Genomic DNA, 26,200 nt, shown 5'->3' with positions numbered 1-26,200 from the left:
TCTGCTTCTCCTGATGCCGCTACCGCAAAGCGCTGGAAGTCGTACGTCATGACTCGATGTGAGACCTGTTTCGGAAGAGTTACTGACAGGCTTCAGTCAACCTGCTTAGCGCTTTCACGAGACTGCAACAGGCGCTTGCCGCTCACCGTAGCCATAGACCGCTCCGTTTCTCGGGGGTTCAAGGCAATGCGCACAAATCAGGCATTGATGTAGCAAGCATTTGTGGTGCTAAGCGATGAGAGCGTCTAGAACGGCAATTCGTTTCTTTTCACCCTGGGACGCGGTTGCGGCACGCATGCAAATAAGCGGAGAAGTAAGGCTTATGAATAACCGTACGCCATTCGATGCTCGTATCAGTCGAGCTTAAAAAGGATCGAAGATACCCGCTCTGTTATAACCAATCGCAATGCCCTTAGGCCCTCGGCAACGCCGCTGTTATTGAAAAAAAGTATTAATCCTCCAATGGCTGTTCGATCATCCAGCGCAAGGTATCCTTCAGTTCTATCTGGGGAAGGTCGCCGATAAGCGAGTCCAGCTTGGTTCTGCAGCCGAACAGATTTTTTACATCAGCGCTGCGCACGAAGGTTGGATTAACCCTGACCTCCATTCGGTGGTCGGATATGGCGGCCGCCTGCTTAAGAACATATTCGAGCGTATACGCAGAACCCGAGCAGATATTGACCGTTTCGCCGATTGCGGCGGGGGTTTCCAACAGTCGTCGATAGGCCTGTACAACCTGACGGACATCGCAGAAGTCGCGGGCGATATCCAGATTCCCCAGTTCGATAACATCGGCGCGACGACGTGTGTGCGCGACGATTTTCGGGATGAGGAATTGCTCAGCCTGACCAACCCCCGTGTAATTGAACGGCCTGCTGATAATCAACGGCAACCGCCCAACGTATAGTCGCGCCAGGTACTCCATTGCTGCTTTGCTCACAGCGTAATCGTTGGCCGGAGCAAAAGGTGAAGACTCGTCCAGTACGCCTTCGGTAGCGTTTCCATAGACATTCGCACTGCTGGCCAGGAGCACGCCTTCCAGGCCGGTAGCTGTTGTGCGTAGCGCTTCGAGCAGGTGACGAGTGCCGAGCAGGTTGGCGTTGTAGATCGCGTCCGCATCGGTATGTGCGACAAAAGACACGGCGGCCAGATGGACAACATAGGTGGGCCGTATTTCCGTCAACAGTGCTCGCAGCGTCTCGGTGTCGTTCAGCGAACAGCAATGAATGGCTGAGACCGCCATCGGCAGTTCACCCATGGGTTGGCGATAGCTGAGGCCATGAACCTCGTAGCCGTAGGCTGCGAATTCTTCTGCCATATAGCGGCCGGTAAAACCGGTGACGCCGGTAATCAGCACTTTACGCATGTTCTTCCCGATAGCATGAAATTCCAATTTCAGCGGAGCGATCTATCCCTGGTATAGGCATGGGATGTTGCGTCCCGGTTACGGTCGGCTGGCTGATTACAAAGCGCCGTTGGAACGGCGCCTTTCATCTTTCTGATCAGTTCAAGCCAGCGCCGACCGTGAATCGCTGGCATAAACAAGCTGGCCATCGTTCAGGGGAAGTGAGCTCAGAGAACAGGTCCGGTGTCCTTCGCGGTTCTCTGGCGGAGTGTGCCGGTGCCCAACTAAAGCATCCAGTACAGCTCCGCTCAGTGGGCGATCAACCTTCCTAGAACGAAAAACCCTGCTGGTTGCGGCGCAGGTCGGCGTCCACCATCATGCGGCACAGCTGTTCCAGCGAAGTTTTGGGTTCCCAGCCCAGCACGTCTTTGGCCTTTTGCGGGTCGCCGATCAACAGATCGACTTCTGCTGGGCGATAGAACTTTGGATTGACCCGCATAACGACCTTGCCAGTCGCCGTGTCGATAGCCTGCTCCTGCTCACCGCTGCCTTCCCATCGCAGTTCGGTATCGACTGCCTTGAATGCCAGGGTCACGAAATCACGCACGGTTTCGGTACGGTTCGTCGCCAGTACGAAAACGTCAGGCTCGTCGGCCTGCAGCATGCGCCACATTCCTTCGACGTATTCTTTGGCGAAACCCCAATCACGCTTCGCGTCGATGTTGCCCAGTTCGAGCACATCCAGCTGACCCAGTTTGATCTTTGCCACTGAATCGGTGATTTTCCGGGTTACGAACTCGCGGCCGCGCAGAGGCGATTCGTGGTTGAACAGGATCCCGCTGCAACCAAAGATGTCGTATGACTCTCGGTAATTGATGGTCATCCAATGCGCGTAGAGCTTGGCGACGCCATAGGGACTGCGAGGGTAGAAGGGGGTGGTTTCCACTTGCGGAATGGCTTGAACCTTACCGAACATTTCCGAGGTGGAGGCCTGGTAATAGCGAATCTTCGGATTGACGATACGAATGGCTTCCAACAGGTTCACAGCGCCTGCGCCTGTGATGTCCAGGGTGGTCAGCGGTTGTTCGAATGAAACCCCGACGAAACTTTGTGCCGCGAGGTTGTACACCTCGGTTGCACCGCTGTTCTCAAGTAAGCGGATGCTGGAGGACAGGTCGGTAAGGTCATACTCAACGAGATGCAGATTGGGGTGTTTGTCGATACCCAGCTCTTCGATTCGCCAGAAATTTACCGAGCTGGTACGCCGAAAAGTGCCATATACGGTGTAGCCTTTTTCCAGCAGAAGCTCCGCCAGATAAGCGCCGTCTTGCCCTGTGATGCCCGTGATGATTGCTTTCATGTTCTTCCCTGTTTGAGGTTAGATTTTAGAAATTGCTCTTGCTTCGCTATTGTCTGGAAAGCAGCAGCGAAGCAGTATTCGCGAGTTTTTTTCGTTAGTTGCCGACCAACATAACGAAACGACGGTGGCATGCCCTTTGGCAGCCCTTCGATATCCGATCAAGACTCCTGCTTTGCGGGGCTGGCTTTTTGCCTCGAGCTTTTTTCCCGTAGAAAGGCGGGCACGATATACAACGCATCAATCCAATAACGTTTGGCCAGCCTGCGGGGTTCCATGCACATGCGATGAAGCCACTCGAGCTTGTATTCGCGCATCCACTTCGGCGCACGCTTGATGGTGCCCGTCGCAAAAGAGATGGACGCACCAATACAAAAGCCCATGCCAGAACGCTCATGAGACTGAGTCGCCGCGGCCAGAACTTCTCCGCGCGGCGTCCCTACGGCATACAGAACCAGTTCCGACGGGTTTTCCCGAACGAATTGCAAGCAACGCTGCACTTCTTCGGGGTTCTTGATGAAGCCCATCGGCGGGTTGTAGTGATACAGATCGATGCCGGGGTAGAGGGCTCTCAGCTTGTCGGCTTCCGACTGCAACGAACCAATCAGAACCACGCGCAAGCGATCCTTGTCGGCCCATTTGAGAATATCCAGGGTCAGGTCGCTGCCCGGAATGGCCTCGTCCAGATGCACACCCAGGCGTCCCAACAACGATAGAAGAATACGGCTGTCACAGAGCCTCCAGCGGGCTTTGGCGTACGCATCTCGGAGCTCTTCGTCATGCTCCAGTTGAACGAGGTGATCCACGTTCGGCGTTACTACAAATGAATAGGGTTGCTTAACACCCTCTCGGATGTAGCTCAATAACGTTTTCTTATTGCCGGAATAGAAGTCTATTCCGAACGCATTAGTATCACTTGACACTCATTGCTACTCCCTTGAAAGCGCCCTTGATACCCGACCAGGCGAGGGTGGGATTTCTGAATTCCTTTATCGTTGTAACGGCTGAAAGCAAGAATGCGGAAGTAAGTGCGAAGAGCGGTCCATAGAATCGCTTATTGAAGCGAGTGGCCGCTCGGTTGCGATAGTAATGATAGAAAGCCGAGCGATTTCCCAAGCTGAGAGAGCCATAGTGGAACAGGCGGCTTTCTGGAATGACCTTGATCGAGATACCGAAGCGCCTGGCGCGGTATTGCCAATCCACTTCTTCGAAGTACATGAAGTAGCTTTCGTCCATCAGGCCGATCTCCTTCGTCAGCGCCGCTGAAAACGCGAGGCTGCAACCCATTATGTAATCGGGGTCATGCTGGAGGTTTTGCTGCTGCAGTGCTTCGAGGCTCTGATTTTTTCCAAGCAGGCGTGCCTTGCCCAGGATGGGGTACAGCTTTCCGCCGCCGTAACATTCCAAACGCCCGGTGTCGGCGCTCAGTACGAGCGAACCGACGAACTGGCGGTCGTCCCGCTGCAACGCTTCGAGTAACGGCGAGAAAGCATCGCTGTCGACATACGTATCGTTGTTGACAACCCAGAAGTAGGTGGGCCGGAGATTTTCCATCGCCCAGCGCAAGCCATAATTGTTGCCGCCGGCATAACCGTTATTTTCCGGATTGCAGAGCAACGTTACCTTTGCATATGCCTTTTCATCCAGCCATTGCTGGAAGGCAAGGGCTGACCCATCCTGGGAGTCGTTGTCGACGATGACGATATGATCGATTGTCGAGCAATGAGTGAGCAGGCTTTCTGCGCAGCTGATAGTTTCAGTAGCAGCTTTGTAGTTGAGAATAAGTGCGACGTTCATGTACTCGTTCCTTGCTGCGAAGATGGCGTGCGCGTAAAGCATGTACAACGAAAAGCATGACAACGATCGGTTGTGCGTATTCGAACAGGCCGCTGAGTGGCCATATCACGAAGAGCGCCAGCATGACCGCGTAATTGAAGCCCATGTCCGGGTTTATGTTGCGGGCGATGCGCTGATAAATGAACAGCGACATTGGCACCACCAGGAAGGTCAGAAACCCGAAGCGGAACATGGTTCCGATGATCCCGACGTCCGACAGGAAAAAATGTTCACCGAAATAAGGAATGAAGCCGTCCTGCCACATCAGCGAAAGTGAACCGCTGGGAAGCCAGTTGACCAGATCCAGATGATTGAATATGGCGGCGATCGTGTAACGACGCACGCCATCGTCTACATCGCCTTCAAGACTGTTTTGATAGAACTCGATGTTCAGCCCCAAGGTTTGGAGAAGTTCTGGATAGAAATAGAAGGGCGATAAGATAATACAGAGTGAAGCGGCCCATATGATGGCCTTGGCCCTAAGAGAAAAAAGCGTAAAAGCAAGGCAAAGTACAATAAGCTGGCGAGTTTGCGTTGCGAAAACCAGCGTCATGAGAAGTATCGCGGCCATGATGAGATAGAGGTTACGCGCCCGCTTGTCGCCATTGATCGGAGACTTCCCTCTCGCCCAGGTCTGAATGCAATAGAAGTAGGTAAAGCAAATCAGAAAGGGACCTATGGAGGAGCGATCTGGACGGTCCCATGCTGTTTGCTCTGTGCGCAGATCAGGCAACAGGCCGAACTTGAAGCACCATGAAAGAAATACTGCCAGCAGCGCCGCGCCCAAGAGCGAATGCTCGAACTGGCGGGTCGTCAGTTTTTTCGCGAGCAATAAAAGAGGTGCGAAACCAAAAGCGAACAAAATTCTTCGTTCTTCGATAAGCCCGTAAGCAATGGGTTGGCCGAACGTATAGAACGAGAATATCGCCGGCAGCAGAGTAAATACCAAAACGCTATATAAGGCGTAGTACATCAGAACGCGCAATTCTCGGGACGCATCCTCTGCAGCTGCGAGCACGAGAAGCAACGATGCACCAAGGCAAACCGCCAGATAGGCTTCGTTGAGAAATTTGAATCCGATCGGGTTGTGCGTGCTATCGCCGAATACAGAGAAATGTAGAACGAGCGCCAACACCGTCAAAGGTAAATAAAAGAATCTTGAGCTGATGTTTGTCATCACCTGGGTCCTTAGGTGCTTTTCCATTGTCCAGACCAACTACGCCGCAACAAACTCAAGCCATTGAACGTTGTCGTACCGATGCTTCGATGCGTCGTCCTGGTATCGCTGTTACCGGCCTGCCTTTCATCGCGCAGCAACCGTCGGTAACCAGACTCCTTCGATAGGCGGGTCATTCGAGTTTCGCTCGCATTAATCCGCTGATGCTCGGTCGAAACGTTGGACAACCGGTTAGTGGTTGGGTTGCGTGTGATTGCCAGTTTTGCCAAAAATTTCTGACTGCCGTCACACCGCCGAGGTGCTACGCGTTTCTCCACGGCGGATACGCGGATAGGGTAGCTGGGCATCGATCAAGGCCGCGGCGTCGGTCCGTATTCCGTACAGCTATTGGCGATGTTCTTTTGCAGCACCTCCATTTGCGGCCGGTCGTTACCGTCGATGGGCTCAACGGCCAGGACGTACTTGCCCCAACCCGGGCCGCCGGCCCAATAGGCACTGGGAATGCAGTGTTCGTTGAGATAGCCGAGCAATTTATCCATGGCGACCAGCATCGACTCGGAATGGCCAGGTACGCCGTACTCACCCAAGAAACCTCTAAGGTTGTGTTCCTGCAACCACTCGACGAAAGGTCGGACTCGCTCCACCCCCAACATGGGGCTGACGGTTTCGTCCGCTGCATAGCGTCCGGAAAAGTCTTTGTCGAAGTACAGGTGACCTTCGTAAATGAGCTTGTCTGCGGGGTCTTCGATCAGAAAGTCCTCGTTCACCTTGCGCCAGTGGAAAGTGCTGGCCCAGCGGTCGCCCTCCACGAAGATCAGGGTGTTCATGTCCACCTGACGGATCGCATCGACCGCCGCCTGTGCCGCAGCTGGCCACAATCCCTTGGTGGAGTGGGGCTCGTTCATGATGTCGTAGCCCAGCAGAGCGGGGTGATCCTTGAACTCTTCGGCGAGTTTTCTCCAGACGCTAGCGTAGGCTTCGTATGGCACTTCGGGAGAGCCGATCAGGTTGCCCTTGTATCGGCCATAGTTGTGCATATCCAGAATGACTTTCTGGCCATGCTTGGCCGCGTAATCCAAAGTGCGCCTAATCAGGCGGATCTGATCGAAGTTCACGCCTTTGTATAGGTCATGTTGCACGCGCTCCCAGATGAATGGAAAGCGGATCAAACGGATATTTTTGTCCGCGTAATACTTGAAGTATTTTTCCTCCGGGTAGAAATAGTTAGTGCCGACCTTACCGGGCGTTATATGAGGTGCGAAATTGGCGCCGGACATATTGATGCCGATCAGGTCGATACCGGCGCTATTCTCGCTGGATTGAGCCTGCGCAAGCGATACACAGCTGACCAGTGCCAAGCCTGCAGCCAGCCGTATCGCGCCAAGCACGGGCGAAAGAAAGCAACGTGTCATATTTACCTTGATCTCCAATTGAACTATCTGCAACTGGGCTGGCATTGACTGCGCAACCTGCGCGCACCGTTCGCTAACGAATGCGAGCGAACGGGAACGAGTAGTCGATGCGGAGCAACGAGTGGCAAAAGCTGTTGTTCGTGAGGCCGGCATGCGGTACATGCCGGGTACACTCACTTGCTCTGATAGTCGTACTGGTAGTAGCCGTACTCGCTGTAATTCGACGCCTTGCGAATCACGGCATTGAAGATCACACCTTTGACCAGAAGCCCGTTCTGCTCGAGACGGCGCTTGGCGACCTCGATCTCCTTGACGCCGTTCAGGCCGTAGCGGGTAACCATCAGCGTGGTGCCAGCCTGGCTGCCGACCAGGGCGGCATCGGTGACTGCGAGGATCGGCGGCGTGTCGAAGATCACCATGTCGTACATCGTGCTGATTTCTTTGACGAAGCGAGAGAAGTTCTCGTGCATCAGCAGCTCTGACGGATTGGGTGGCAACTGGCCGTGAGCAATCACGTGCAAGTTGTTGAGCTGGGTCTTCTGGATGGCGTCGAACAGCGTGATGCGCCCGGACAGGATGTCCGAAAGCCCTTTCTCACCCTGGCAACGCATGACTTTGTGCAGATACCCCTTGCGCATGTCGGCGTCGACCAGCAGCACTTTTTTGCCGGATTGCGCGATTACCGCCGCCAGGTTGCTGGTGACGAACGACTTACCGACGGCTGGACTGGGGCCGGTGATCATCAGGATATTGTTCTTGGCCTCGATCATGGCGAAGTGCAAGCTGGTGCGCAGGCTACGCATGGCTTCGGTCGCCAGATCCGCCGGATCGTTGATGGTCAGCAGATAAGAAGCACTGCTTTTGTCCCGCTTGAAGTTGGCCAAACGTTTTTCCAGCGCGCCCTGCTTCTCGCTGAACGGGATTGCGGCGTACACCGGAATGCCGACTCGCTCGATCTCTTCTGGATTCTCCACGCCGCGCTTGAGCGCCTCGCGAACATAAACGAAGGCGACTGCGAGAAGGCCTCCGAGGAGGATGGCTGCAATGACGATCAGTGGCTTGTTCGGCTTGACGGGCTGATCGATGTCGGCTGCCGCGTGGTCAATGATGTGCACGTTGCCCACGGTACCGGCACGGATAATGTCCAGCTCCTGAGTCTTGTTCAGCAGCATCGAATAGGTTTCGGACGACACTTCCACATCACGGGTCAGGCGTAGCAGTTCCTGCTGGGTCGAGGGGAGGGTGCCGATCTGTTTCTCCAGCTCGGCCTTCTGCATCTGTAGCTGATTGATCTGATTCATCAGCGCCTGGAAGTTCGGATGCTGACGGGTAAAGCGGCGTTCCATCTCGGTACGCTTGAGGTTCTGCTCGGAAATCTGCTTTTCCAGATCGACGATGCGATCCAGTACCGATTGGGTTTCGGCCGAGATGTCTACCGAACGGTTGCCGGTCTGGTACTTGTTCAGCGCTGTTTGGGCGGCATCGAGCTTCTTGCGAACTTCCGGTACCTGTTCGCTGAGGAATTCCAAGCTCTGGGTCGCTTCGGCGGCGTTGCGTGCGACGTTCTGGTCCACATAGCGCTGCGCCACTTCCTCCAACACCTGAATGGCCTTGTCCGGATCGGTGCCTTCCAGGGTCACATTGACGATGCCGGACTGCTTGCCGAGCTCGCCAGCGGAGAGGCGATTCTGGTAGTCCTCGGTGGTGGCGTAGGTGCGGTTCTTGATCACCGTGAAGGTGGTACCTGGCCGCGCGTTGAGCTCGGCGACGGTAATTCCGTAATCCGGCGTTTCGACCGGTTCGCCAACCACACCCTGAGCGACCACTTCGTCGTCGGGGTCGCGCAGAATGAAGCCATTATTCTCAGCGGCTTCCAGTGTCAACTCTTCGCCATGCATCTTGTCCGGCACGATCAGCTGAGTGACACGCAGCGATTCACCGCCCCAGGCGTAGGACTCGAAACCGTCCGGGTACCAACCCAGCTCGCCTTCTTCAGTCGGCTCGAAGCGGCGATACACGAACCCGCCGATCAGGGGGAAGTAATGCGGCTCGATGTTGATGTCGAGGTTGAGCGCCTCCACCGCGCCGCCCACAACGGAGCGCGACTTGAGCAGTGCGATTTCGGTCTGTGCCGGGGAGACTGCCGGTGCGTTGCCCACCACATCGGTGAGGCTGGGCAAGCCATTCTTCGGCTCGATCTGAATCATCGCGCTGGCCAGATACACCGGCGTGGCGAGCAATGCGTAGGCGACACCTAGTGCCGCGAAGAAGCCTGTGATAGTGAGGATCAAGGCCCGATTGTTGATGAGCGTGTCAAAGAGGTGGGCCAGGTCAATGTCCTTGTCCTCTTTGGTTTCGTAGATGGGGCGGGGCATGGTGGTCATTGAAGTTCCTTCTTCTTATTTCAGGTAAGGAAGCCAGCTCTCGACGGACTGCGTCAGAAGGCTGTGGACATGTTCGAATGCGGGCTTGGATTGACGAAAGGGATCGGGGATTTCCATGTTGTCTAGCCATTTACCCATCAGAAAGGTCTTGCCATGTACTTCGGGGGCTATCTGGCGGATGTGCTGGACGTGACTGTGCTCCATGGTGAGGATCAGGTCGGCCTGGTGCAGCATCTCGCTATCGACCTGCCGAGCACGGTGGGACCTGTGTTCCAGGCCGTGGTCGGCAAGCACCTCATGTGCGGTCTTGTCCATTGGATTGCCTACTAGTGCACCTATGCCTGCCGAGCTAATTGTCAGGCCTTTACCCTGGAGCCTGTGCGCCAGCAACGCTTCGGCCGCCGGGCTTCTGCAGATGTTGCCGACACAGACGATCAATATGTTCTGGAACATCTCGCTTAGCCTCTCAGCCCCGAATTCCTGGACGGATGGGCATGCGTGTAGCAGAACGCAAATCTGATATTTGCTCGCTTCATTAGTTCAATCTTCCTGCTGCGCTCGCGCATGAAGTGGCGTATCGCCTTGATGGGGCCGGTCAATGCGTGCTGCAGTCAGTAGACGTCCCTATTGAATAGCAAGGCGGGAATGGTCCGGGCGAGGATGTAGATGTCGAACCAGACCGACCAGCGCTCGATGTAGTCCAGATCGAACTCGACGCGCTTTTCGATCTTTTCGAGGGTGTCGGTTTCGCCACGATAGCCATTGATCTGCGCCCAGCCGGTGATGCCGGGCTTGACGCGATGGCGCGCGGAGTATTCCGAGACGGCGTCTTCGAACAGCACGCCCGCGGCTTTGGTCGCGGTTGCATGAGGGCGCGGGCCAACCATGGACATGCTGCCGAGGAAGACGTTGAGCAGCTGGGGCAGCTCGTCAAGGCTGGTTTTGCGAATGAAGCGACCTACACGGGTGATGCGGTCGTCGTCACGGGTGGTCTGGCGCTCGGCATTGGCATCCGACTTGGCGTGGTACATCGAGCGGAACTTGAACACCTCGATCAGCCGGTTGTTGTAGCCGTAGCGCTTCTGCTTGAACAGTACCGGGCCGGGCGAGTCCAGTTTGATCGCCAGGGCCAGCAACAGCATCACGGGCGCGGCGGCCAGCAGAGCCAGGCTGGAGAGGATGATGTCCTCGATGCGCTTGAACATTGGCGACCAGCCGCGCAGCGGCAGATCGGAAGCGATCAGCGTCGGCAGCCCGCCGACTTCGGTGATGCGCTTGTTGGCGTGACGGAAGGCGACCATGTCCGGGACCAGCAGCACGTTGACCGGCAGCTTGCGCAGTTCATTGATCACTTGGCCGATGCGGCTGTCGGCGAACCAGGGCAGGGCGACTAGAACCTGGGTGACTTTTTCTTCGCGGATCATTTGTTCCAGATCGCGCGTATTGCCCAGCAGTGGGAGGTCGGCCAGCGTTTTGGGCAGGCGCTCCAGGCGGTCATCAATAAAACCGAGTACGCCGGTGCGGATGTCGCGGTGATGGGCTAGATACTCGGCAACGCGCAGGCCGTTATCGGTGCCGCCGAGGATCACCGCATTTTGCAGGTATACACCTTTGGCCATCAGGCGACGGAACAGTGCAAGCATCATCAATCGCTCGGCGCCGAACAGGACGCCGCTGGCAATGAACCAGAAAGTCAGGTGCTTGGCTTCCAGGTAGCTGAACATGCCCAGCCCCTGGTGCATGAAGATCAACAGGCTGAACGCAGCAGCCCAGGCCACCAACATGGTGCGGAAGCGCAGCAGTGTGCTGAACACTTCTTCGCTATAGATACCAACCGACTGGAAAATGACTACGCTGATGACGCCGAAAAACATCAGAAAGGTACTGAAAGTACCACCACCCGCCGGCAGTTCGAGCGGCAGAAAAAGCAACAGCAGGACGCCCGGCAAAACAGCGGTCAGTCCGTGAATCAAGCGAACGCTGGCAAGGAAATAATCAACAAAACTGGGGTGGGCGTACTCAAGGGTTCCAACGGACTGTAAGCGCATACAAGGCTCCTTCCTACGGCTATTGCTAGCTCAATACTCGTTTTGATCGCCGCGATCCGCGGTTCTGATGGCAGGCCGCTATCGCAACCTTCACCTGGACACCTGCTCCGACCGCCTTCCAGGAAATGAGTTCACCGTCAGGGTGCAAAGTGCTTAGTCAGTCGTGAGGATTAAATTCGCTGCTAAAGGGCTGATATTTAAAGGTTATGAGCAAGGGCTGGTTCCGCACCGAGCGTTTTCGGGTGCGGTCTCCTGACCGATGGTCAACGCGATGTGTCGCTGGGCTTAAGTCGCGGTTGGTCCCGGACTCACAACTTTCTGGTGCCGCAGCAGGTCCTATTTGCCGATTACCGAATGGAAGTTATTGGAAATGAATGAACCCAAGGCGTTACTTGTTCTTCACGGGAAACAGGCGCTCAACGACGAGCTGCGTGCCGCAGTCAACGAATGGCGTCAATTGGGAAACGAACTGGCCGTGCGGGTGACCTGGGAAGCCGGTGATACCGCACGCCTGGTGCAGGAAGCGCTCGCCGCGGGATACCGAACACTGATCGCTGGAGGTGGAGACGGGACCGCGCGGGAAATGACCCAGGCTTTGCTCGAAAGTGGTTCGGATGCCAGCCTGGCGATAGTGCCGTTGGGTACTGCCAATGATTTCGCCCAAGCCGCCGAGATTCCGCTGACGCCCTTCGAGGCGCTGACCTTGCTCAATCGCGAGCCGGTGAGCGTCGATGTTGGAGAAATGAACGGTGAAACCTTCCTCAACATGGCCACCGGTGGCTTCGGTTCCAAGGTCACTGCTACGACTTCCGAAGAGCTGAAGCGGGTGCTGGGGGGCAGCGCATATCTGTTGACCGGCTTGTCGCGCTTCAGTGAACTGCGCGCTGCCTGGGGGCGCTTTGTTGGACCTGAGTTCGCCTGGGAAGGCGACTTTCTAGCACTGGGTATCGGCAACGGTCGTCAGTCTGGGGGTGGGCAACAGCTGTGTCCGCAGGCTTCGATCGATGATGGCCTGTTCGATATCTGCATCGTCCCGGCGCCTGCCGATACGGTGGGCACCTTGGGTACGCTGTTGAGCGGTGGGCTGCTGGGAATCGATACCGTTTCAGTAACCGCGCGCGTGCCATGGATCGAGGTTGAAGCGCCGGATGAGATCGACATCAACCTTGATGGTGAACCCTTTGCAGCGAAGCGTATGCGCTTCTCGGTGAAGCGTAGGGCGTTGCGACTGCATCTTCCCGACGGCAGCCCGTTACTGCGGGATGAGCCACTGCCTCGAGCTGATGGCGAGCCCGCCTGACCGCGGCGTACCCACTACCGGCTGATCAATCAGGTGGCTCGCTGCGGGCCGATAAAATACTTGTTCCGATAATAAAGCGCGAAGCTTTGCGGCCGATAGCTTGTTACATCCCTTATTCGCAAGGAGCCCGCATAATGGCCGGCATTCTAGAGTCAGTCGATCAACGCACCCGGTTGGTGGGGCAAAATCGTCTGGAAATCCTCATGTTCCGGCTCTCGGGTCGCCAGCAATTCGCGATCAACGTGTTCAAGGTCCAGGAGGTGGTGCAACTGCCGAAGATGACGCTGATGCCACACCGGCACGGCTCGGTCTGCGGCGTCGTCAATCTGCGTGGCCAGACGCTCCCGGTGATCGATCTATCGCGTGCCATCGGGCTGCGCCCACTGGTGCCGGATGAGCGCAGCACCATCATCGTGACCGAGTACAACCGCTCGATTCAGGCGTTTCTAGTCGGTGGCGTGGACCGCATCCTCAACCTCAACTGGGAGGAAGTGTTGCCGCCACCGACCACGGCGGGACGCCAGCATTACCTCACGGCGATCACCAAGGTCGACGATAAGCTCGTCGAGGTCATCGACGTGGAAAAGGTGCTGGCCGAAATCGTCCCGTACAACACCAGCATCGCGCCCGAACGTCTAACCGATCCGTTGCTCGAGCGCGCCAGGGGGCGTGAAGTGCTTTGTGTCGATGACTCAACCGTCGCACTGGCGCAGCTGCGCGAGACCCTCAGCCAGCTCGGCATCACCGTACATGCCGCCAGCGACGGCATGAAAGGGCTGAACCGGCTCAAGGCGTGGGCCGATGCGGGAGAAGTGCTCACCGATCGCCTGCTGATGGTGTTCACCGATGCTGAAATGCCGGAGATGGACGGCTACCGACTCACTACTGAAATCCGTAACGATCCGCGTCTGCGTGATCTGTATGTGGTGCTGCATACGTCCCTTTCCGGAAATTTCAACCTGGCGATGGTGCAGAAAGTCGGCTGTGACAACTTCCTTTCCAAGTTCCAGCCGGAGAAACTGGTGGATGTCGTCCGAGAACGCCTGTTGCTGGACGAAACTCGCTGACCCGTCCATCTGATCGAGGCACCCGCATGCACCTTTCCTCGTTGTACCGTTTTCCGCTCAAGTCCGGTTCCGCTGAGTTGCTTGAGGAGGGGCGATGCGACGAGCTCGGTCTGAGCGGCGACCGCCGCTGGATGGTGGTGGATGCGGCGACTGGAAAATTCCTGACACAGCGAATACTGCCGCAGATGGCATTGCTGACCGCGCGCTGGCAGGGCGAAGCGGCGTTACTGATGTGCGCCCCCGGCATGGAGACGCTGCGGGTACCAGTGCCTGGCCCGGACAGCGTGATGCGCGGCGTGCTGATCTGGCGCGAGACCCTGCGGGCACCTGATGCCGGTGATGCCGCGGCGGCCTGGCTGACGCGCTTGCTCGAACGCCCGTGCCGGCTGGTGCATCTGCCAAACGCGCTGGGCATCCAGATCGACCAGGACTATGCCCGACCTGGCGAGCTGACCGGATTCAGCGATGGCTTTCCCTTTCTACTGATCGGCCAGCGATCACTTGACGATCTTTCTGCACGGGTGGGACAACTGCTCGACGTGCGACGGTTTCGGCCGAATCTGCTGATCGCCGACTCGGCCCCCTACGCCGAGGACGGCTGGCGGCGCATTCGTATTGGCGATATGGAGTTTCGCGTAGTCAAGCCGTGTTCGCGCTGCATCATCCCGACCATTGATCCGCTCAACGGTGAGAAGAGCCCGACCCGTGAGCCACTGGCTACGCTGATGAACTACCGAAAGGGGGATGGCGGGGTGTTTTTCGGACAGAACCTCATCGCCGAGGGCACTGGCGTGCTGAAGGTGGGCATGCCTGTGCAAGTGCTCGAATAGGTTCGGATAGCAAAACCGCAGTGCCGCAGAATGGGGTGCGTCCCCATCGTGCGGCCGGCATTTTTAAGGCCTGCCATCGCCATCACTGCCCTTCGAAATAGCGCTCGTGCCACTCGACCAGGGGCTGTGGTGCGTTGAGCTTCTGTCCGTAGATCACCGAGTAGGTCAGCACGTTCTGCACGTACTGGCGGGTTTCATCGAACGGGATATTTTCGACCCAGACGTCGAACGGCAAATGTTCGGCGTTCTTCAACCATTGACGAACCCGCCCGGGACCAGCGTTGTAAGCGGCTGAGGCGAGCACCCGGTTGCCTTTGAATTGACCGTAGATCTGACTGAGATAGGCGGCGCCCAGCTGGATGTTGACATCGGGATTGAGCACCTGTTGCGGTGATGAAAGCGGGATGCCGAAGCGTCTGGCGGTTTCCTTCGCGGTGGCCGGCATCAACTGCATCAGTCCCGTGGCTCCGACGTGCGAACGGGCGTCGGCCATGAAGGCGCTTTCCTGGCGTGTGATGGCGAACACCCAGCTTGGATGAATCTCCCGCGCTTTAGCTGCCTTCACCAAGCTGTTGCGATGGGCCATGGGGAAGCGAATGTCCAGATCGTCCCAGTACTTCGCCTGGCTGATGGTGCGAATGGCCGGGAAGTACCATTCCATCTCGTAGGCTAGCCGTGCTTGCGCGACCAGCTCTTCACGGCTGAACAGCCGACTGACGTGGTACCACTCCCGGCGCCCATCGACGATCTGCCCACGCGCATGGAATTCCATAGCACGGCGGATACCCGCGGTGTTACGGACCTTTTGAATCAACTTTGGATCCAGCGCAAGTGGCTGATGGTTGAGCTTGTAAGGCGCTTGGATGCGGTCGGCAGAGAGGAATCCATAGAAGTCGCGCTCGCTGGCGACCGGCCGGTAGAGCTGAATGGTTTGTTCGTCATTGGGCTTGGCCAGCTCCCGACTGCGTGCTTTCCAATAACGCCAACGGTTGCTGTTGGCGAGCTCCTCGGGGAACCGTTGGGTCAGCGCGTAGGCGTCGTCCCAGCGTCCCAGGCGCAACAACAGGCGGGCCCGCCATTCGCTGACGGTATCGTCACGCAGCTCGGGATCGTACTCGGCCATGACCTTCAGTGCGCGTGCATCGAAGCGCTTGGCCAGGGTGAGACCAATCTGGCGAGCGATCGCGACCTTTTCGTCCGTTGAGAACGACAGGCGCCTGGCGTATGTCTCCAGCAGCCGGAGGGCCTTTTCCGGATCCTTGCGTGCAAGCCGGCGCAGGCCGATCGAGACGATATCGCCCATCGTCTGCGTTGGCGTCATGAAGCGGCCCGTCTGATCAAGCATCTGCGGCTTCTGCGCGACATCGATCAGCAGCTCGCCCTGCGCTTTCAGCGTCGGCAGGCTTTTGGTGAGGAAACTGGCGAGGCCGTAGTTACCGTTCTCGACCGCCAGTTTGGTGCGCTTCCAACGTAACTCTTCGGTGAGTTGTCCGGCGGCTTCCCAGCGGTCGAATAGCGCATCGCATGCGTTGTGCTGTGATTTACCAACCAGCCAGAGCCGCTCGGCGGTCTCGTAACCTTGTTTCGTCTGTCCACTGGCGAGCTGGTATTGGCCGAACAGGCAGTCCAGTTCGGTGAAGTTCATCTTCGGATCGTAGTGCGCGACGAAGGGCCGCCAGTCGCCGCGCGCGGCGAGCAATCGCAGCCAACGCAGTTTCATCCAGCTGGCCTGGGGCAAGTCGCCATGCTCAGCCAGAAACTTCTCGACTTCGTCATTGCTGGCGGACTTCAGCCGTGCCGTCAGCTCGTCATAAGCCAGGTAAGGCTCCAGCGGGTAGTCTCGCAGCGCGCTGGCGTAGCGCCGATACGGGCCGCTGTCGCCCTTGGCCAAGGCTCGCTTGGCTTCGTCGTAATACTGCCGTTGCTGCTGAAGGCTGGCGGCTTGAGCGGTTTCGAGGGTGACGGCAGTGAACAACAGACAAAAACAGATACTGGAGAGTCGACCGCGCATGAGACTTCCGAAGACGGGGGCATGAGGGATTGCTGCGCTAGCTTAGCTTGGCCGCGCTGGCAGTTAAACGAGGATTAAGCTGTTGAAACCAACAAACTAGTACGTTCCGACGAACGTACGATAAGCCAGACGTGGCGCGCCTGTGACGCTGGCGGAATCATGATGGCAGGTTGTGGATGAAGCCCTCGGACGCGTGCCCGCAAACGCGGTGACGTCCGTCTGACAGGCGCATTCTGCTAGACTGCGCGCCCTGTTTTCCGGAGGTAGTCATGACCCTGCTCAAGTTGACCAATGTGTCCCTCGCCTATGGCACCAATCCATTGCTCGATGGAGTGTCCTGGCAGATTGCGCGGGGTGAGCGGGTGTGCATCATCGGCCGCAACGGCACCGGAAAGTCCAGCATGCTGAGTCTGGTCAAGGGCAGCCAGTTGCCCGATGACGGCGAAATCTGGCGCGCGCCGGGGCTGAAGATCGGCGAGCTGCCGCAGGAGCTTCCGCTCGCTGACGAGCGCACCGTGTTCGACGTGGTAGCCGAAGGCTTGTCCGGCGTCGGTCAGTTGCTTGCCGACTACCATCACCTCAGCCAGAACATCCAGAACGAAGCCGACTTGGACAAGCTGATGCATGTCCAGCAAGAACTCGAAGCCAAGGACGGTTGGCGTCTGCAGCAGCTGGTCGATAGCACCTTGAGTCGTTTGCAGCTGCCAGCCGACAAAACCCTCGCCGAGCTTTCCGGCGGCTGGAGGCGGCGCGTTCTGCTGGCTCAGGCGCTGGTATCGGAACCCGATCTGCTGCTGCTGGACGAGCCGACCAACCACTTGGATATCGGCGCGATTGCCTGGCTGGAAGAAGCGCTGACCGGTTTTAACGGTGCGGTGCTGTTCATCACGCATGACCGTGCGTTCCTGCAGAACCTGGCGACTCGCATCCTCGAGCTCGATCGAGGCCACATGATCGACTGGAACGGCGATTACGCCAGCTTCCTGGTGCACAAGGAACAACAGTTGGCGGCTGAAGAAACGGCCAATGCGCTGTTCGACAAGAAGCTTGCGCAGGAAGAGGTGTGGATTCGCCAAGGCATCAAGGCCCGCCGTACTCGTAACGAAGGCCGTGTTCGTGCACTCAAGGCATTGCGAGCCGAGCGCAGCGAACGCCGTGAGCATCAAGGCAAGGCCAACATCCAGGTCGACGCAGCGGAGAAATCCGGCAAGCAGGTCATCGTCGTCGAGCATGCAAGCTTCGCTCATCCGGGCGGCGAGCCGTTGATTCGCGATTTCTCGATGGTGCTGCAGCGTGGCGATCGGATTGGTTTGCTCGGGGCCAACGGAACCGGCAAGACCACACTGCTCAAGCTGCTGTTGGGCGATCTGCAACCCACCAGTGGCACGATTGAGGCGGGGACCAAACTGGAAGTGGCGTATTTCGACCAATTGCGTCACCAGCTGGAACTGGAAAAGACTGTCATCGACAATGTCGCCGAGGGGCGCGACTTCATCACTATCGACGGCCAGAATCGCCATGTTCTCAGCTACCTCGGTGACTTCCTGTTCAGCCCGCAGCGGGCCCGCACGCCAGTAAAGGCACTGTCTGGCGGAGAACGGGCACGCCTCTTGCTCGCTAAACTGTTCAGTAAGCCGGCCAACTTGCTCGTACTGGACGAGCCGACCAACGATCTCGACGTGGAAACCCTCGAGCTTCTCGAGGAGGTTCTACTCGGGTTCCAGGGCACGGTATTGATGGTCAGCCATGACCGGGCGTTTCTCGATAACGTGGTCACCAGTACGTTGGTTTTCGAGGGTGACGGGGTCGTTCGCGAATACGTCGGCGGCTACCAGGACTGGCTGCGGCAAGGCGGCTCGGTAAAACTGCTCGGCGTAGCGGAGACGAAGGAAGCCAAGGAAGCGAAAGTCGAAACACCACAGAGCAAGCCCGCGACACCCAACGCCGAACCTGCCCCGGCGAAGAAGAAACTCAGCTACAAGGTCCAGCGCGAACTGGAGGCGCTACCGGGAAAAATAGACGCAGTCGAAAAAAACATCGCCGCGTTGCAAGCCGAAATTGCGCAGCCGACGTTCTATCAGCAGACTGCGGAGCATACTGGCGAAACGATATCGCGTCTTGAGGCGCTGCAGGCAGAACTCGACGAATTGCTGGAGCGCTGGGCCGAGCTGGAAGACTGAAGCGCACGCGTGGTGGAAATCCCCCCGTTCTGTCCAGCACATCTCTCGATGCCATAGATCAGCCCTTGATGTTCCGCATGGCGTGACCCGGACACCAAGACTAAACGACACCTGTCAGCATTCCAGACGGAGCTTAGATGGCAATTGATTACCGCATCGTCCTGGACGACGAGCATGAGTTCAGCTACCGGATCGAGCTGGACCGCGTCTACGATCACGAGGCTGCCAGTCAGGCACCCAAATGGACGCGCCTGGATCATCAGCAGTGCAACAATTGCCCACTGAGTCGGGACAGCTTCAGCCATTGCCCCGCCGCGGTGGACCTGCACCGGGTCATCGAGGACTTCCAGGGCCTGCCTGCGGTGAAGAAAGCGCAAGTGCGAGTGCGTACGCCGGAACGGGAATACAACAAGCTGGTAGGGCTGGAGGAGGGGTTGCGTGCGCTGCTCGGCGTTATCATGGCTACCAGCGCGTGCCCGGTGCTGGGCAGGCTCAAGCCGATGGCGCATCAGCATCTGCCGTTCGCCAGCAATCAGGAGTTCGTGCTGCGTGCGGTCTCGCTGTATCTGGCTCGGCAGTACTTCAATTTACGTGAAGGACGCCATGCCGACTGGGAGTTGCGTGGCCTGGTGCGATCTTTCCAGCAACTGCAGTTGGTCAATCAGGCGTTCTGGCAGCGAATCCACGACACCTGTCACGGCGACTCCAATCTAAAGGCTTTCCTGACGTTTTTCTCCATGGCAACCAGCCTGACCTATTCACTGGAGACCCAGTTGAAGAAAATCAGACCGCTGGTGATGAGCGCCGGAGAGGGGCCGGAGATGGCCTGAGCCGCCAGGGCTCAGGCGCAGAATCGGTGAAGTTACTCGGCCTTGGTCAGCCGAACAGCAAGCACGTCGCAGGGGGCTCCGTGAAGAATGTCATTGGCGGTAGAGCCGAGCAGCAGCGCCAGACCATGACGGCCGTGACTGCCGACAACGACAAGATCGCAACCTTGTTCCTTGGCCAGCCTGTGTATCTCCTGACGGGGCTGTCCGTAGGCTAGATGACGCTGCTCGACAGTCAGGCTGGGGTAACGCTCAGCGAACCCGGTCAAGCGCTCACGGGCCTGGTCGAACTGCTGCTGCTGCAGCATCGATAGATCCATCGGCACGTCACCGCCGAAGGCCATGGCCATTGGTTCGATGACGTGGACCAAGGCTAGTTTTGCGCCGCTGGCGATGGCCAATGCCTCGGCGCGTGCTACGACCGGGTGGCATTCGTCGTTCAGGTCGGTAGCGACCAGAATATGCTGGTAGGTCATGATGGCTCTCCTGATGTGTCCGTGTGACAAGTATGGCTTCTCGGCACGCTACTGGCGCTTTCCGGCCCTTTTTTGTTTTCAGCGTTTATACGGCGTTACATGGATGATGACCAGCTTGTCATTGCATTGCGAACTGGCAGCCGGCAGGCTCGCCACTGTTATCATGCGCGGCATTACACGCCGGTGAGCACACTGCCTTACACACGAGATCGTCATGTTCCTATTCGCCAATGATTACCTACTCGCCTGGACAGCTTATGGAGTGGCTGCACTGGGAGCTCTGCTGGTGTGGTTCCGTGTCACGCGACCCCTGTGGCGCTGGCTGCGCGAGCCGCTGCGGCTGATCGCAGCCGTACTGCTACTGACACCCACCATCGTCGATCCCACTCGGGAACTGTTCGCGCCGGCTGTGGCGATCACCGCGCTGGATCTACTGTTCAAGGTCGGCAACAACGCCTGGCGTGCAGTTGCGGATTTGGCACTCTACGGGCTGATCGCATTCGCGCTATACGCAGTATTGGTGGCGCTGCGCTGGCCGATCGAGCGCCGGCTCGGGCGGCGGCGCACAGCATCTGCAGCAGAGGAGGACGCTCGTACCTTGCGGGAGCGGCTCGAGGATGACGAGCAGGTGGACTACCGCCCCTCCAATCGTTACCAGTCACGGACCGAGCCCAGGTTATGAGCGAGTCGACCGGCTAATACCGGGCACTCGGAACACAAGAGATAGCGGGAGATCATGCATGTGTGAACTGCTCGGCATGAGCGCCAACGTACCGACCGACATTCATTTCAGCTTCACGGGGCTGATGCAGCGCGGGGGGCGCACCGGGCCACACAAAGATGGTTGGGGCATCGCTTTCTACGAAGGCCGTGGTCTGCGTCTGTTTCAGGATCCAGTGGCCAGCTGCGAGTCCGAAGTGGCGAAGATGGTTCAGCACTACCTGATCAAGAGCGAAGTGGTGATCGGTCATATCCGTCACGCCAACGTCGGCAGGGTCGCGCTGGTCAATACCCATCCCTTCGTGCGAGAACTGTGGGGGCAGCATTGGTGCTTCGCCCATAACGGTCAGCTCGCTGATTTCAGTCCTGCGCGTGGTTTCTACCAGCCAGTCGGCGATACCGATAGCGAGGCGGCGTTCTGCGATCTGCTTAGCCGGGTGCGCAGCGTGTTCCCCGACCGCGTGGCTGCCGAGGACCTGCTCCCTGCACTGCTCGACGCCTGCGCGGGCTACCGTGCCAAAGGCGTATTCAATTGCTTGCTGAGCAACGGTGAATGGTTGTTCAGTTTCTGCAGCACCAAGCTCGTGCAAATTACTCGGCGCGCTCCCTTTGGCCCGGCACAACTGAAAGATGCCGACCTGACGGTCGATTTCACCGTCGAAACAACGCCGAATGATGTCGTTACCGTATTGGCAACCGAGCCATTGACTGATAACGAGCAGTGGCAAGTTCACCAGCCGGGCGAATGGACGCTCTGGCGTTTGGGCGAGTGCGTTGCGCGCGGGCAGGTGCAGTGATGCTACGAAGCTATTTGCGACTGACGGTGTTCGCCCTTGGCTTGCTGATTGGCGTCCAGGTGCCGGGCTTTATTCAAGCATATGAACGTCACGTCGAGGCGCGCCGGATCGAAGCGCAGCAGGGGCTGCTGGGCTTTCAGGAAACGGCCGGACGGTTCTTCGAGGGCAATTTGAATGCGCTGGTGGAGCACTATCGTGCCAGCGATGATCCAGTTATCCAGAGTGATGCACGCAGTGTCGCGGCGCTCGTGGAACGCGCACGCCTGCTCGATCGTGAGTGGCGAATCATGCAGGGTCCCTGGTATGCACAAGCCTGGCATGTGTTCTTCGGGGCCGACCAGGCCATTCGCCATCAGGTCTGGAGCAGTTACCGCTTTCAGGTCCTGCTGGCGCCCGAGGCGATCGCTTGGGGGGTCGGCTGTGCATTGCTGTTGGCCTGGATTGCCGAGAGCATTTTTCTGCTGATCCGCCGATTGCTGTTTCCGCAGCGTCGGCCACGTAATGTGCGTCGCGTCGCTCGCTCGGGTCGTCCAGGTGATAATGCATAGCGAGCCCAGGCGGGTTCGCTATGGCACCGTGACGGTGATCGGTTGGCTGCTATTTCGCCAGAAATTTCATCCCTTCTTCCAGACCGCTCAATGTCAGCGGGTACATCCGATCCTCCACCAGCTCGCGGATGATCCCTGTGGATGAGGTGTAGCCCCAGGTGTCCTTGGGGTAGGGATTGATCCAGATGAGTTTCTTGTACTTGGCCATGAAGCGCTGCATCCAGACGTAGCCCGCTTCCTCATTCCAGTGTTCGACACTGCCACCGGGTTGGGTCACTTCATAAGGCGCCATGGCGGCATCGCCGACAAATACCACTTTGTAATCAGGGCCGTATTTGTGCAGCAGGTCGAGTGTCGAGGTGCGCTCGGAGGTGCGGCGGAAGTTGTTCTTCCAGACCGACTCGTAGATGAAGTTGTGGAAGTAAAAATACTCCAGGTGTTTGAACTCGGTTTTGCAGGCGGAGAACAGCTCTTCGCAGACCTTCACGTGAGCGTCCATCGAGCCGCCGATGTCGAACAGGATCAGCAGCTTCACCGCATTACGTCGTTCCGGGCGCATCTGGATGTTGAGTAGCCCGCCGTCTCGAGCGGTGTGGTCGATGGTGCCATCGAGGTCCAGCTCGTCCTGCGCACCTTGACGGGCGAATTTGCGCAAGCGGCGCAGGGCGACTTTGATGTTGCGAGTGCCCAGTTCGACCTGATCGTCGAGATTCTTGTATTCGCGCTGGTCCCAGACCTTCACCGCCTTGCCTTGACGCTTGCCAGCATCACCGATGCGAATGCCTTCGGGGTTGTAGCCACCGGAACCGAACGGGCTGGTGCCGCCGGTGCCGATCCATTTGTTACCGCCGGCGTGCCGTTCCTTTTGCTCTTCCAGGCGCTTCTTGAATTCCTCGATCAGCTTGTCCAGCCCACCGAGGGACTCGATCTTGGCGCGGTCTTCATCGCTCAGCGAGCGTTCGAATTCCTTGCGTAGCCATTCTTCTGGAATCAACGCCTCAATGTGTTGATCGAGGTTTTCCAAGCCCTTGAAGTAGGTGCCGAAGGCGCGGTCGAACTTGTCGAAGTGGCGCTCATCCTTGACCAGAATGGCCCGCGACAGGAAATAGAATTCGTCCATATCGGCGAAAATCACGTTGTGTTTCAACGCGTTGATCAGGTCGAGCAGCTCGCGTACCGACACCGGCACCTTGGCGGCGCGCATTTCATTGAACAGGCCAAGCAACATGGCAGAACCTCGGGCGTACCGTCATCACGGCACCTTGCGTTTGATGGTCAGAGGTCTTCGTCGTGTTCCGCGAGCCCGTCGCTGATTTCGTACCAGTCCGCCTTGGAACCGACGAAAATGTGCTCCTGGGGCGGGACGGGCAGCGAAGAGTCGAGCGTGCCGGCAGCGACGCCGACCTCATGCTCTCGGTTATCGACGAATTGCAGATTGGATCCGCAGCGAATGCAGAACGTCCGCGTCACATGTTCGGAGGAGTGGAAGACGCCCAGCTGATCCTTGCCGGAGAGGAAGTGAAACGCTTCCAGCGGCACGCTCGCGTAGGTCGCGAATGCAGCCCCGTGCGCCTTGCGGCACATCTTGCAATGGCAATGGGTGAGCTGGTTGATCGGTGCGTCGATGCGATACCGCACGACACCGCAGAGGCAACTACCGGTATGCGTTTGCATGGTTCTTCCTCCAGTGTGTGGGGCGGTCGGCTCCGCTTGGAGCCGCCGCCGTTCAGCGGCTGGCGCGACGACTCATGAATGCCAGACGCTCAAGTAATTGCACGTCTTGTTCGTTTTTTACCAGGGCTCCAGCCAGGGGCGGAATCGCTCGGGTCGGATCACGTTCGCGCAGCACGGCTTCACCAATGTTGTCGGCCATCAGCAACTTGAGCCAGTCGACCAGTTCGCTGGTGGATGGCTTCTTCTTCAACCCGGGTACCTTGCGAACATCGAAGAACACGTCGAGGGCTTCGGCCACCAAGTCCTTCTTGATGTTCGGATAATGCACGTCGACGATCTTCTGCAGCGTTTCCCGGTCAGGGAAGGCGATGTAGTGAAAGAAGCATCGGCGCAGGAAGGCATCCGGCAGCTCCTTTTCGTTATTTGACGTAATGATGATGATCGGGCGCTGCTTGGCCTTGATGGTTTCATTGGTCTCGTAGACGTAGAACTCCATCTTGTCGAGTTCCTGCAGCAGGTCGTTGGGGAACTCGATGTCCGCCTTGTCGATTTCATCGATCAACAGAATGACGCGCTGTTCGGACTCGAACGCCTCCCACAACTTGCCCTTCTTGATGTAGTTGCGTACATCGTGCACCCGGTCTGAGTCTAGCTGCGAGTCACGCAGGCGGCTCACCGCGTCATATTCGTACAGGCCCTGATGGGCCTTGGTAGTGGACTTGATGTGCCAGGTGATGAATTTCGCACCGAATGACTCTGCCAGTTGCTCGGCGAGCATGGTTTTGCCGGTGCCCGGCTCGCCTTTCACCAGCAACGGGCGCTCCAGTGTGATGGCTGCGTTGACCGCCAGTTTGAGGTCGTCGGTGGCGATATAGGATTGGGTGCCTTCGAACTTCATCAGGATTTCCTTGATCGGGCCTGGCACGCAGGCGCTTCGTGTTTGAGTCAGAGATCGACTATAAGGGATGGGCCCTTTAGTGTGAACGCGAGCGAATCATTCAGTCACTGAATGGGCGCAGGCCGCTCAACCGTGCTCCGCTATTTGTCGTCTTCACTCAGTGAACGCTCGAAACGGGCCGAAAATGCTTCGACGAAAGCGTTCTGCAAGATGGCGATGAAGGCCTGAAACGGGCTGACCTCGGTGTTCTTGGTGCTGCCGGATAGCTCAACACGCGTAGCGAACTGATCTTTGCTCTGGTTCTGCAGGACTTCTTCGCCGCCACCGACCACGGCTTCCCAGATCCCACGGAAGAAGCCCTTGTCTTCGTTCTCGACGTCCTGCTCGAAGTTGAACACTTCGACTTGGTGCAGCAAGGGCTTGATGTAGCCAGACAGTTGACTGTCGTTGGCCTCTACTTCCATGATCAAGTCACCGGTGCCGCCGGCGAAATCGAATTTGCCGTAGGCATTGCTGAAGTCGTTCAGCTTGGTCAGCTCCACCCCGGTCAAGCGCAGGTTCACTTCAAAATCTTCCCAGTTGGTGTAGGGGTCGAAGCTCGCGGTGGCTTCCATAGGGGCATGGTTCAGAAACTTGGCGCTGCCTTCGAACGTCGCCACGCGGCCTTGCCCATCCGCCGTGTTGGTCAGGTTGTAGAGACTGGCGTTAATCGCGTTGGCGTAGATATGCACTGGCGGATCGGATTCGAAGTTGCGGAACGATAGCTGACCGTCGATGACACGCAGCTCGTTCAAGGTAAACGGCACCAGCTCCTCAAGCCTTTCGCGCCAGTCGACCCCTTCGCCGGTCTGCGAGTCGCCGGCGTCCTTGCCGTCGACGAAATTCAGTTCTGGCTGTTCCAGCCGGACCTCACCTACCAGGGCGCGGTGCTTCCAGAGTGCTCGCCAGCTCACCCCGATATCGATTGTCGGAGCGGTGAACAGAGGGGCTTGAACCTGCTCGTTCTTCTTCTCGATCAGCACCCCGTCAATCTGATATGCACCACGCCACCAGGCCAGATCGACGTCGTCGACATGGCCGCGATACTCGCCCATGTCCGCCAGCTTGTCGTTCAGGTAGTTGCGCACCAAGTGGGGCAGGGCAAGGTGGATGATCAGCAGTAGCAATGCCAATGACAGAAGTATCCACAGCGGGAGTCGGTAACGTCTTTTCATGGAGTGGTCTGGCCGAAGGTGTGGTCATCGAACTGCCTTTACTTGAAGGTGGACCGTTGCTCGTATCGGTGAGTTCGGCTGGACGAGTCATGAGACTGG

Annotated in this window: 23 protein-coding genes; 8 read left to right on the top strand and 15 right to left on the bottom strand. The window is 57.8% G+C overall.

The window, feature by feature from the left end; translation table 11 throughout:
* Positions 1-451: 451 nt before the first annotated feature.
* The 9 genes from ACL0K2_RS03775 to ACL0K2_RS03735 form a co-directional block, all read right to left on the bottom strand.
* The gene (locus tag ACL0K2_RS03775; protein WP_413043797.1) at positions 452-1,366 is read right to left on the bottom strand and encodes a GDP-mannose 4,6-dehydratase; all 915 of its coding nucleotides are present in this window, start codon (positions 1,364-1,366) and stop codon (positions 452-454) included.
* A 307-nt stretch (positions 1,367-1,673) separates the two neighbouring features.
* Positions 1,674-2,705, bottom strand: a complete 1,032-nt coding sequence (gene gmd / locus ACL0K2_RS03770) for a GDP-mannose 4,6-dehydratase (RefSeq protein ID WP_045162663.1) — start codon at positions 2,703-2,705, stop codon at positions 1,674-1,676.
* 158 nt (positions 2,706-2,863) lie between these two features.
* A complete protein-coding gene (locus ACL0K2_RS03765) occupies positions 2,864-3,625 on the bottom strand; it encodes a WecB/TagA/CpsF family glycosyltransferase (RefSeq protein ID WP_045162662.1) in 762 nt (253 codons plus the stop codon).
* The gene (locus ACL0K2_RS03760) at positions 3,615-4,499 is read right to left on the bottom strand and encodes a glycosyltransferase family 2 protein (protein WP_413043796.1); all 885 of its coding nucleotides are present in this window, start codon (positions 4,497-4,499) and stop codon (positions 3,615-3,617) included. Before ACL0K2_RS03760 ends, ACL0K2_RS03765 begins: the two co-directional genes overlap by 11 nt.
* Positions 4,459-5,715: a hypothetical protein gene (locus ACL0K2_RS03755; RefSeq protein ID WP_239609686.1), complete on the bottom strand. Its 1,257-nt coding sequence runs from the start codon at positions 5,713-5,715 to the stop codon at positions 4,459-4,461. The genes ACL0K2_RS03760 and ACL0K2_RS03755 overlap by 41 nt, the downstream gene beginning before the upstream one ends.
* 350 nt (positions 5,716-6,065) lie before the next feature.
* Positions 6,066-7,127, bottom strand: coding sequence for a glycoside hydrolase family 5 protein (locus ACL0K2_RS03750; RefSeq protein ID WP_045162681.1), 1,062 nt, complete (start codon positions 7,125-7,127; stop codon positions 6,066-6,068).
* A gap of 173 nt (positions 7,128-7,300) precedes the next feature.
* Positions 7,301-9,511: a polysaccharide biosynthesis tyrosine autokinase gene (locus ACL0K2_RS03745; protein WP_045162659.1), complete on the bottom strand. Its 2,211-nt coding sequence runs from the start codon at positions 9,509-9,511 to the stop codon at positions 7,301-7,303.
* 15 nt (positions 9,512-9,526) lie between these two features.
* Complete coding sequence (locus tag ACL0K2_RS03740) at positions 9,527-9,964, bottom strand: low molecular weight protein-tyrosine-phosphatase (protein ID WP_045162658.1); 438 nt, start codon at positions 9,962-9,964, stop codon at positions 9,527-9,529.
* 158 nt (positions 9,965-10,122) lie between these two features.
* The gene (locus ACL0K2_RS03735) at positions 10,123-11,559 is read right to left on the bottom strand and encodes an undecaprenyl-phosphate glucose phosphotransferase (protein ID WP_045162657.1); all 1,437 of its coding nucleotides are present in this window, start codon (positions 11,557-11,559) and stop codon (positions 10,123-10,125) included.
* Positions 11,560-11,929: 370 nt separating this feature from the next.
* Between ACL0K2_RS03735 and yegS the strand changes: the two genes are divergently transcribed.
* The 3 genes from yegS to ACL0K2_RS03720 all read left to right on the top strand — a co-directional run bounded on the left by yegS (position 11,930) and on the right by ACL0K2_RS03720 (position 14,756).
* Positions 11,930-12,859, top strand: coding sequence for a lipid kinase YegS (yegS, locus tag ACL0K2_RS03730; RefSeq protein WP_413043795.1), 930 nt, complete (start codon positions 11,930-11,932; stop codon positions 12,857-12,859).
* A 134-nt stretch (positions 12,860-12,993) separates the two neighbouring features.
* Complete coding sequence (locus ACL0K2_RS03725; protein ID WP_045162655.1) at positions 12,994-13,926, top strand: chemotaxis protein CheV; 933 nt, start codon at positions 12,994-12,996, stop codon at positions 13,924-13,926.
* A gap of 26 nt (positions 13,927-13,952) precedes the next feature.
* Entirely contained in the window at positions 13,953-14,756 is an 804-nt protein-coding gene (locus ACL0K2_RS03720; RefSeq protein WP_413043794.1) for an MOSC domain-containing protein, read from the top strand.
* Positions 14,757-14,838: 82 nt separating this feature from the next.
* Here the strand turns inward: ACL0K2_RS03720 and ACL0K2_RS03715 are convergent, their stop codons facing one another.
* The gene (locus ACL0K2_RS03715; protein ID WP_045162653.1) at positions 14,839-16,767 is read right to left on the bottom strand and encodes a transglycosylase SLT domain-containing protein; all 1,929 of its coding nucleotides are present in this window, start codon (positions 16,765-16,767) and stop codon (positions 14,839-14,841) included.
* Between the two features lie 269 nt (positions 16,768-17,036).
* Here ACL0K2_RS03715 and ACL0K2_RS03710 point away from each other — a divergent pair, with 269 nt between their 5' ends.
* Both ACL0K2_RS03710 and ACL0K2_RS03705 read left to right on the top strand, forming a co-directional pair.
* Complete coding sequence (locus ACL0K2_RS03710) at positions 17,037-18,947, top strand: ATP-binding cassette domain-containing protein (protein WP_413043793.1); 1,911 nt, start codon at positions 17,037-17,039, stop codon at positions 18,945-18,947.
* A 137-nt stretch (positions 18,948-19,084) separates the two neighbouring features.
* Positions 19,085-19,777, top strand: a complete 693-nt coding sequence (locus tag ACL0K2_RS03705; RefSeq protein ID WP_045162651.1) for a DUF6901 family protein — start codon at positions 19,085-19,087, stop codon at positions 19,775-19,777.
* 32 nt (positions 19,778-19,809) lie between these two features.
* Here ACL0K2_RS03705 and ACL0K2_RS03700 read toward each other — a convergent pair whose 3' ends face one another.
* On the bottom strand, positions 19,810-20,250 hold the full coding sequence (locus ACL0K2_RS03700; protein ID WP_045162650.1) for a universal stress protein: 441 nt from the start codon (positions 20,248-20,250) through the stop codon (positions 19,810-19,812).
* Between the two features lie 214 nt (positions 20,251-20,464).
* Here ACL0K2_RS03700 and ACL0K2_RS03695 point away from each other — a divergent pair, with 214 nt between their 5' ends.
* Genes ACL0K2_RS03695 through ACL0K2_RS03685 form a run of 3 tightly spaced genes read left to right on the top strand, consistent with a single transcriptional unit; the run spans position 20,465 to position 22,315 of the window.
* Positions 20,465-20,932, top strand: coding sequence for a hypothetical protein (locus tag ACL0K2_RS03695; RefSeq protein WP_045162649.1), 468 nt, complete (start codon positions 20,465-20,467; stop codon positions 20,930-20,932).
* A 58-nt stretch (positions 20,933-20,990) separates the two neighbouring features.
* Positions 20,991-21,767 (top strand): class II glutamine amidotransferase, encoded by a 777-nt coding sequence (locus ACL0K2_RS03690; protein WP_045162648.1) that lies wholly within the window; start codon positions 20,991-20,993, stop codon positions 21,765-21,767.
* Positions 21,767-22,315 carry a DUF2937 family protein gene (locus ACL0K2_RS03685; protein ID WP_045162647.1) on the top strand — a complete coding sequence of 183 codons (549 nt, stop codon included), beginning with the start codon at positions 21,767-21,769 and terminating at the stop codon, positions 22,313-22,315. Before ACL0K2_RS03690 ends, ACL0K2_RS03685 begins: the two co-directional genes overlap by 1 nt.
* Before the next feature lie 49 nt (positions 22,316-22,364).
* Here ACL0K2_RS03685 and ACL0K2_RS03680 read toward each other — a convergent pair whose 3' ends face one another.
* The 4 genes from ACL0K2_RS03680 to ACL0K2_RS03665 all read right to left on the bottom strand — a co-directional run bounded on the left by ACL0K2_RS03680 (position 22,365) and on the right by ACL0K2_RS03665 (position 26,101).
* Entirely contained in the window at positions 22,365-23,543 is a 1,179-nt protein-coding gene (locus ACL0K2_RS03680) for a vWA domain-containing protein (RefSeq protein ID WP_045162646.1), read from the bottom strand.
* A gap of 47 nt (positions 23,544-23,590) precedes the next feature.
* Positions 23,591-23,989 (bottom strand): GFA family protein, encoded by a 399-nt coding sequence (locus ACL0K2_RS03675; protein WP_045162645.1) that lies wholly within the window; start codon positions 23,987-23,989, stop codon positions 23,591-23,593.
* A 52-nt stretch (positions 23,990-24,041) separates the two neighbouring features.
* Complete coding sequence (locus tag ACL0K2_RS03670; RefSeq protein WP_045162644.1) at positions 24,042-24,887, bottom strand: AAA family ATPase; 846 nt, start codon at positions 24,885-24,887, stop codon at positions 24,042-24,044.
* A 140-nt stretch (positions 24,888-25,027) separates the two neighbouring features.
* Positions 25,028-26,101 carry a DUF748 domain-containing protein gene (locus ACL0K2_RS03665; RefSeq protein ID WP_413043792.1) on the bottom strand — a complete coding sequence of 358 codons (1,074 nt, stop codon included), beginning with the start codon at positions 26,099-26,101 and terminating at the stop codon, positions 25,028-25,030.
* Between the last annotated feature and the right edge of the window lie 99 nt (positions 26,102-26,200).

Source organism: Pseudomonas sp. YJ42 (assembly GCF_047225135.1).
GTDB lineage: Bacteria > Pseudomonadota > Gammaproteobacteria > Pseudomonadales > Pseudomonadaceae > Stutzerimonas > Stutzerimonas stutzeri_E.
Note: the sequence above shows the minus strand (reverse complement) of the source record. Positions and strands in the feature narration are given on the sequence as shown.

Bases quoted from the DNA above. Each gene is read 5' to 3' on its own strand.
- yegS (WP_413043795.1), top strand. From the start codon at position 11,930: ATGAATGAACCCAAGGCGTTACTTGTTCTTCACGGGAAACAGGCGCTC.
- ACL0K2_RS03760 (WP_413043796.1), bottom strand. From the start codon at position 4,499: ATGAACGTCGCACTTATTCTCAACTACAAAGCTGCTACTGAAACTATC.
- ACL0K2_RS03675 (WP_045162645.1), bottom strand. From the start codon at position 23,989: ATGCAAACGCATACCGGTAGTTGCCTCTGCGGTGTCGTGCGGTATCGC.
- ACL0K2_RS03740 (WP_045162658.1), bottom strand. From the start codon at position 9,964: ATGTTCCAGAACATATTGATCGTCTGTGTCGGCAACATCTGCAGAAGC.
- ACL0K2_RS03685 (WP_045162647.1), top strand. From the start codon at position 21,767: ATGCTACGAAGCTATTTGCGACTGACGGTGTTCGCCCTTGGCTTGCTG.
- ACL0K2_RS03745 (WP_045162659.1), bottom strand. From the start codon at position 9,511: ATGACCACCATGCCCCGCCCCATCTACGAAACCAAAGAGGACAAGGAC.
- ACL0K2_RS03735 (WP_045162657.1), bottom strand. From the start codon at position 11,559: ATGCGCTTACAGTCCGTTGGAACCCTTGAGTACGCCCACCCCAGTTTT.
- ACL0K2_RS03670 (WP_045162644.1), bottom strand. From the start codon at position 24,887: ATGAAGTTCGAAGGCACCCAATCCTATATCGCCACCGACGACCTCAAA.
- ACL0K2_RS03700 (WP_045162650.1), bottom strand. From the start codon at position 20,250: ATGACCTACCAGCATATTCTGGTCGCTACCGACCTGAACGACGAATGC.
- ACL0K2_RS03690 (WP_045162648.1), top strand. From the start codon at position 20,991: ATGTGTGAACTGCTCGGCATGAGCGCCAACGTACCGACCGACATTCAT.
- ACL0K2_RS03775 (WP_413043797.1), bottom strand. From the start codon at position 1,366: ATGCGTAAAGTGCTGATTACCGGCGTCACCGGTTTTACCGGCCGCTAT.
- ACL0K2_RS03720 (WP_413043794.1), top strand. From the start codon at position 13,953: ATGCACCTTTCCTCGTTGTACCGTTTTCCGCTCAAGTCCGGTTCCGCT.
- ACL0K2_RS03705 (WP_045162651.1), top strand. From the start codon at position 19,085: ATGGCAATTGATTACCGCATCGTCCTGGACGACGAGCATGAGTTCAGC.
- ACL0K2_RS03695 (WP_045162649.1), top strand. From the start codon at position 20,465: ATGTTCCTATTCGCCAATGATTACCTACTCGCCTGGACAGCTTATGGA.
- ACL0K2_RS03755 (WP_239609686.1), bottom strand. From the start codon at position 5,715: ATGACAAACATCAGCTCAAGATTCTTTTATTTACCTTTGACGGTGTTG.
- ACL0K2_RS03665 (WP_413043792.1), bottom strand. From the start codon at position 26,101: ATGAAAAGACGTTACCGACTCCCGCTGTGGATACTTCTGTCATTGGCA.
- gmd (WP_045162663.1), bottom strand. From the start codon at position 2,705: ATGAAAGCAATCATCACGGGCATCACAGGGCAAGACGGCGCTTATCTG.
- ACL0K2_RS03710 (WP_413043793.1), top strand. From the start codon at position 17,037: ATGACCCTGCTCAAGTTGACCAATGTGTCCCTCGCCTATGGCACCAAT.
- ACL0K2_RS03715 (WP_045162653.1), bottom strand. From the start codon at position 16,767: ATGCGCGGTCGACTCTCCAGTATCTGTTTTTGTCTGTTGTTCACTGCC.
- ACL0K2_RS03750 (WP_045162681.1), bottom strand. From the start codon at position 7,127: ATGACACGTTGCTTTCTTTCGCCCGTGCTTGGCGCGATACGGCTGGCT.
- ACL0K2_RS03725 (WP_045162655.1), top strand. From the start codon at position 12,994: ATGGCCGGCATTCTAGAGTCAGTCGATCAACGCACCCGGTTGGTGGGG.
- ACL0K2_RS03680 (WP_045162646.1), bottom strand. From the start codon at position 23,543: ATGTTGCTTGGCCTGTTCAATGAAATGCGCGCCGCCAAGGTGCCGGTG.